The sequence below is a fragment of the Citrobacter portucalensis genome (assembly GCF_002042885.1).
In the GTDB taxonomy this organism is placed as follows: Bacteria; Pseudomonadota; Gammaproteobacteria; order Enterobacterales; family Enterobacteriaceae; genus Citrobacter; species Citrobacter portucalensis.
Window position 1 is genome coordinate 1 of record NZ_MVFY01000034.1, and the last position, 1,950, is coordinate 1,950.

The window sequence follows — 1,950 nt, forward strand, 5'->3', positions numbered from 1 at the left end:
CCATTTAGCCACTATATTATCAATAGAAAACTTCCGCTGTACTCTATCCCTATTCAGGGTACCAATGTGCAAAAATTCTTCATTATTTAAATTTAAAATTGATTTTATTTTATGCATTAGTAAGTCAGGTCTGGATGGCGGAACTAAAAAATTAGCATCACCAACTACCTCTCCCACCCCACCAACGTTTGTTGCAATAACAATCCTTTCGCATGCCATTGCTTCAGCGAGAACAATTCCAAAACCTTCCCATACAGAACTCAAAACAAACAAATCGCATGCAGATAACCACTCTTCAATATTATCTTGTTTACCTAACCAGAAAATATTATTGTCAACTTTCAGGCTCACCGCTAACTCCTTCAAGCTAGAATTTAGTTCGCCATCACCTATTATTGCAAGATAAGTTGAACTTTTGCACTCAAGCGATGCAAATGCATTGATTAGATTTGGGTAATCCTTTGCCTCTGTTAGTCTCCCAACTGTCATAATCAAGCGAGCATCATCAGGAATATTCAGTAATTCCCTCATTACTCTACGGTTTTTACTACTATAACAAAACTTATGAGTATCCACTCCATTATAGATCGGTATCATTCGTCCAGGCTTAGAAGCTTTCTTAGCAATAAATTCATTGACTGCTTTTTCACTAACATTAGTAGATATCTCAGCCAATGAATCAGTAAGTCTGTATGCCAACATCCTTAAGGAGCCACCTTCATTATTGCTATGAGCAGTAGATATCAACTTTTTAAATGGTAACGTCAGACGAATTAATCGAGCAAAGATATTCGCATGAAACATGTGACTATGCACAACATCAGGGTTGAATTCCTTTATTATTTTACGAACACCCCAGTATGTTTTTATAATTGAAACTATTCCCTTGGTCATCTTCATTTCAATGACGTTTACTTCAGAGGGCATTTTCATTAATTTCTCCCCAGTTAAGGAGATAACTACAACTTCATGTTGATGATTTACTAGTTTTCTTGTAAGGTCACTAACTATTTTTTCAGCACCGCCAATGCCCAGCCCAGTGATAATCTGAATAATTTTCATTTCAACATTCCATAATATTTGCACTGAATATATCTCATGAGCATCTTTCCTTTCTTAAACAAATCACTTTCACGATAGAACTGGTTTCGGTAATACTCAGAAAATCCTTTATGATTATTTTTAAGCTGTTTTTTAAAGTTCATGGTAAGACCATCATCAAGATAGTCATAAAGATAAATAACCTTATTGACATAAAATCGCACACATGCAATATCCGTGATTTGCGTCCAAATCAAGCCTTCTGGTACAAATTTTTCACCCGCATGTAATGGAAATGGAATCTTCAGCATTAAATCTCTTTTAAAACAAAAAGCCATTTCACCTTTTATCAAATTTGAAGCATTCGTCGCATTCAGATATAAGGCATGGTCAAGAGAATGATTATCAAATGTTATCCCCGATAAAGTTCCATTAAATTCGCTCTTTCTGAAGCCAACGCCAGCATACTTAATTCCTTCAGCCTCAGCTTCTTTAATGCCTTTCAACACCCATTCAATAGCATCGTCAGTTAAACAGTCATCACTGTCGACTACAAATATAAACTCTCGGCTTGAAATTCGACATCCATGATTTATGGCACTTGGTTTACCCTGATTAACTTGAAATGCAGAGGATATATCAAATTTTGAATTTTTTTTATATTTTTCAATTTTATCTAAAGTATCATCCGTACTTCCGTCATCAATAATAACCCACTCAAACATCTTACTTGTTTGGCGCTGAAGTGATTTAAACAAGTTATCAAGTGTACCTGCTCTATTATACGCCGGTGTTAATACCGTAATCATTAAATGACACCTCAAAAGTAAATCTAAATTTCTATTTATCTATGCAATGTAGCTGCTGTAGACAAATCCACCATCAAATTGTGTTAAGAAAATATTCAAT

General features: G+C 34.9%; 2 protein-coding genes. Both read right to left on the minus strand.

All coding sequences use genetic code 11. The annotated features are described in order from the left end of the window. Window positions 1–1,062: glycosyltransferase (locus BZK40_RS24045; protein ID WP_079935448.1), on the minus strand; the 1,062-nt coding region annotated here is incomplete at its 3' end. Then, window positions 1,059–1,850 carry a glycosyltransferase family 2 protein gene (locus BZK40_RS24050; RefSeq protein WP_079935449.1) on the minus strand — a complete coding sequence of 264 codons (792 nt, stop codon included), beginning with the start codon at window positions 1,848–1,850 and terminating at the stop codon, window positions 1,059–1,061. The genes BZK40_RS24045 and BZK40_RS24050, both read right to left, overlap by 4 nt. Window positions 1,851–1,950 lie beyond the last annotated feature (100 nt).